Source organism: Endozoicomonas sp. ONNA2, from assembly GCF_024606365.1.
Classification (GTDB): Bacteria; Pseudomonadota; Gammaproteobacteria; order Pseudomonadales; family Endozoicomonadaceae; genus Endozoicomonas.
Genome location: NZ_JAHHPO010000816.1, coordinates 1 through 4,598, shown reverse-complemented (window position 1 = coordinate 4,598; position 4,598 = coordinate 1). Strand labels below are relative to the sequence as shown.

Here is a 4,598-nt window from a genome sequence, read left to right as displayed (position 1 = left end):
TTTTATTTACTCAGGTAATTTATTATGAGTCATGACCGCGTTGGAAACACGCCTGTCACTTCCAGCCCCCATATCATTAATAAAAATGACGCAGAGCCTGAAGAAACAGGTGTTAATTATCAAGGAAGAGAAACCAAAAGAATTGATGGTTCCAGGCAGTCCCCGGATACCGATACAAAACCTGCCGAAACCGCACTACGGGACCGGGCAATATCGAGAGACAGATTTCAAGGATTCAGAGACAATAAAACAACCCAGAAAACCAGAGTAGCTATGGACAAGGCCATTACCCGGCTACAGCAGCAGGAAACAGTCGAGGATATCGCTAATACCCTTGATAACCTCACCGCCGTTCAGCGCGAGGTACTGTCCCAGAAGGAAGAAACACCCGTAAATTGCCGTAAAATGCTTAATAGAAGAGTTATTGCTGACAAACTCACCAAATCTATCGCCAAATACCCTCAAGGATTATTCAGAAAAAATACCTCCATATCTCAGCTCAATGCTGCCCTTGAAGCCATGGATACTGCTGCTATCCCCGAAGATCTGGTGAACAACCCGTTGAGTTGTGCAAACCTCTTCAAAAAAGCAATGTCAACAGACAAAACTCTTGATATATCGAAATTTAAAAATGCCATGACCACAAAAAAAGGTGTCACACAAGTTGACAATGCAGCTTTAAAAAAAGTGTTTGTCGGTTTAACTGAAAAAATGACCCCAGATCAAAAAGACGCACTATCCATCAATCTTTCTGTTATCAAAAAAGCGTTTTATTTCGCACCTGCCACTGATGAATCTGAAGGAAAGCAAGTCGTCACCAAAGATGACTTACTGGATATCTTCACAGACTCACTTTTTCAATTTCCGCCGGTGAAACAAGCAAGCATAGAAAAAATGAATGCGAAAATTAATTCACAAAAAGAGGCAGGGAGAGCCTTATTGAAAGGGATCCTGGAGATTACCACTGAAAATGCAGGACCAGGCCCGCTTTCCTGACCTCCATCCCTGATTTTTGAAAAGTTCAATGTTTTATTCTTCAGCTGCCACTTCCAGCTGAAAAAAATCATCCCCGACACCATTGATAAAATAATGGCCAGGCACGATCTCTGTGGATTCTGGTCTTTGCCACATTGAGACTGACGATCAATTGTCATTTTAACCGGCTTTTACCGGACCTTTGTGATTCCTTTGTCCTAAAAACCAACGTTCGCTATAAGGTAGATATTGAGAAGTAGCCAACCAAATAAAATCCTGTGATCAACCGTTAAAAAAGACTGATTGAAGCCCGGTATGCTATATATTTCAGGTTTTTTCAGACAAGCACAATGTATGCTGAATGTGAATTCTCACTGTTATGCCAGCTCCCTGGTAAAATCCGCACTGTCGGGTGAGCATAAAACTGCAGACACTGACAGCAGCGCCAGCTGCTTGCCCGGGTCGGAGTCTTCCAAAACCTCTGTTGAAAGTAGCATTGGTGATTCGAATTCCACCAGATTAAGTCATCGGCAGGTCTCGATTAATACCGCCACAACCCACTCACTGCTCACAACAACTGAAACTCAGGATCTGGCAGCACTACCTGAAGGACCGGACTTTCTTCTGCGCTTTCCCGAAGAACATCTTTTTCTGCTATTTGCCGATCCGGTTGCGATTATTTACAAACGCTCACCGCGAAGATATGAACGCAGAGAACCAGGGTGTACAGCGGCCTGGTGCCGTGGCATGAGTCAGGTTTTGGACTGGCTTCAGCATGACCCTGTAGATGCCCCGCTGATTTCCCGACAGCGCTATATGGAGATCAACAAACTACTGACAGAGGATGTGCAAAATATGAATACCCGCCACATCCCCGGAAAGCCACGAAAAAGCCGGGTTCTTTATATCAGCGAGCATCATAGCCAAAAAGGCATTATGCAGGCTCTGCGGTACAAACAACAACTGGAAGAAAACTACGAGCTTTGCCGCGGTACCAGCAATGCAACCATTGAAATTTCCGAGAACAGCGAAAAGCTTCCTGATAGGCAATTACTGGCAAATTCTACCAGGCTGGAAGGCATAAATATTTGTTTCTGGCCATTAGGGGCTAGTGATCCAACATCAAGAAATGGTGTTCTTTTGTTTCAAAACCAACTAGTGGTGCTCCTTGAGAGAGAAATAATCACCCCGCTGAACAAACAACTGCGTTTACTGAAAAATAGAAAAATAACCAAGCCCAGACTACTGATCAAATTGATAAGAATTGTTGCCAGGTACTGGCCCAGACTGGAGCAAATACATGCACCATTGGACGGCACTTGCAGAACGAATTATATGTTAATGCAATATATCTTTATGAAATTTGGCTTTCCACCACCTGTGTTAATGGACCCTAACTCAATGGATCTGGTTGACACTTCCCTTGGTGAGAAAATCATAGGCATTGGCTTGAAAAATTCACTTGGCCTCATGAATAAAAAGGCTCAAGTATCAAAAACAGAGGCAATCATTCATCGATACACAAAACGATACCTGAAACATTCCTCATGCTTTTTCCGCTCTGCACCAAGTTACCAAAAATACCTGATTCCAGATGAATTGAATTTTAGTGATAAACACCACGCCCAAATGAAGGATCTTACCAAAGCATTCATTGAAGTCCTGGCTTCATACAAAGCCATCACACAAACTGTCAGGTAGCTAACCAAAAAAACAGGAACTTTTTATTGGTTAAAAAGTCAAATTTAAAAAACGGTAATCAAAAAATTTATATCGAGATTGATATTATGAACCCTAACGGTATCATCGGGGCATCAGGATTTAATGCTACTGCAAGATCCAGATCCGAAAATACAGCGCCAAGCCTCATTGGTGTCATTTGGCGCACCATTACCGGGCCATTCAGATACGTTAGCAGCACGACCAGTGAAGCTGAGTTGCCTGACAACCAGGGATACACAGCAACTTCTAAAACAGACATAACAGATCTGAAGAACCGGGCCGTTAAAGAAAAATCTTCAAGCCCCTTGAGTTTGCCAAACATCGATGACCATGCACAGGTGTTCAATGAAGTTGTACGTAGAATCACCATAGACCAACAATCATTGATCATGGAAAAGGCAAACGCCATTACTACAGATCAGCTCGATCACATTGTCCAGTGTTGTCATAAGCCAGAACAAATCATTACAGAGCACCAAAGCTTTTTACAATCGGATGACTTTGCCTATGCAGCGCTGCGTGCATATCGGGAAAAGAAAATCAGCCGGAATGAATTTGCTACCCTGGTTACCCTGCAAGGTGTTTACCTGCAAGGTTTACAGCAGAGAGATTCATTTGAGATTCATCATAACAAGCTGTTTGATGATAATGGAGAAGCGAATGAATATGTGTGGCAAACCATAGCGCGTTCACTGTATAGGTCAGAGGGTTTTTTCACCAGCTCTTTTGATCCAGGGGCGACCATCGAGAAAATGAAGCTTTTGCTTAAAAACGCACCTTCGATTGAGGCAGGTTTTTGGCACTGCAAGTTCGCGGATCCTATAGACAAAAGGCAGCACTCAATGAGAGAAACCCTGGTAAACCTGGATTTCCTTGTTTTGTTTGCTGCCTTCGGGTGTGGATGGACGATATGCCCGTCCAGCACGCTGCGACAGGCTTTCCTTGACAGTCTTTGCCAGGAAGAAGCCCATCAGATCAATCCGGTAATAGGGATCAGTACGCCTGAAGATATCAGAACCGGCAGCCTGAAAGGGTACAGAGACATGGCCATTCCGTTTCCTGGCCACCCTTTGCCAACAACAGCTGACGACATACCGGCTCGACTTATTCTCGAGTTCATGGCACATGATCTTTATCACGCAGTACGAGCCAGCCTGTTAAAAAATATTGATATCCAGTTAATCGTTGCCGTTGCCGATGTGGTGAGAAAAATTAAAACGTCCTTCCATGATGAGTACATCAGGGTAAAACAGGATTTTCAGCAGCAAAAAAAAAGCTTCGAAAACTCTATTTCCCGATACTCACAGAAACAGCAACAGGACATGATTACAAAATGGCAGCAGCATGAAGATGTGGCCAGTATAAAAAATACCCTCCAATATCTGGAACATACCAAAAAAGCCCTGGGCCAGCTTGCATTTAACCTTGATGATCTTGATACCCATGATCCAACGTGGAGAATATATCCGGATAATTATGATATAGATCGATTCACATGCCACTTGTTAAATATTCTGCATCAAATGAACAGGTCTCCCTCACAACCATGGCGCAAGTTACTGACTGAAACCGATGCAGGCATTGTTGGCCAGTGCATTATTCCGATGATCTCCGGTAACTTGTCCAATCCCGGGGAAATGTATCAGGATTTCTGCGGCCGGATTCACGTGCATATAGCGCATGCTGGAAATGAACTTTCACAATCACAGAAAGATGAATACGCTGCCAGAAGTAGAAAGTTGATAGAACCGCTGAATCCATCGTTTAAGCCAGACCAATCGAAATGGCCTACCTTCCTCCGGGAAACCATGTTAACCGCAACGCACATTCCAGACTGATTTAAATAGTTAAGTAGCTAACCATATGAAATCATATATTTCTGACTCCTTGTGCCGGCACTC

The 4,598-nt window shown here is 43.5% G+C and carries 3 protein-coding genes; all 3 read left to right on the top strand.

The genetic code is table 11. The features are described from left to right. Positions 1–273 precede the first annotated feature (273 nt). The 3 genes from KDK14_RS14480 (at position 274) to KDK14_RS14470 (ending at position 4,535) form a co-directional block, all read left to right on the top strand. The gene (locus KDK14_RS14480; protein WP_257265881.1) at positions 274–996 is read left to right on the top strand and encodes a hypothetical protein; all 723 of its coding nucleotides are present in this window, start codon (positions 274–276) and stop codon (positions 994–996) included. Positions 997–1,329: 333 nt separating this feature from the next. Next, the gene (locus KDK14_RS14475; RefSeq protein ID WP_257265880.1) at positions 1,330–2,676 is read left to right on the top strand and encodes a hypothetical protein; all 1,347 of its coding nucleotides are present in this window, start codon (positions 1,330–1,332) and stop codon (positions 2,674–2,676) included. A gap of 26 nt (positions 2,677–2,702) precedes the next feature. Continuing rightward, the gene (locus tag KDK14_RS14470; RefSeq protein ID WP_257265879.1) at positions 2,703–4,535 is read left to right on the top strand and encodes a hypothetical protein; all 1,833 of its coding nucleotides are present in this window, start codon (positions 2,703–2,705) and stop codon (positions 4,533–4,535) included. Positions 4,536–4,598 lie beyond the last annotated feature (63 nt).

Bases quoted from the DNA above. Each gene is read 5' to 3' on its own strand.
- KDK14_RS14480 (WP_257265881.1), top strand. From the start codon at position 274: ATGGACAAGGCCATTACCCGGCTACAGCAGCAGGAAACAGTCGAGGAT.
- KDK14_RS14475 (WP_257265880.1), top strand. From the start codon at position 1,330: ATGCTGAATGTGAATTCTCACTGTTATGCCAGCTCCCTGGTAAAATCC.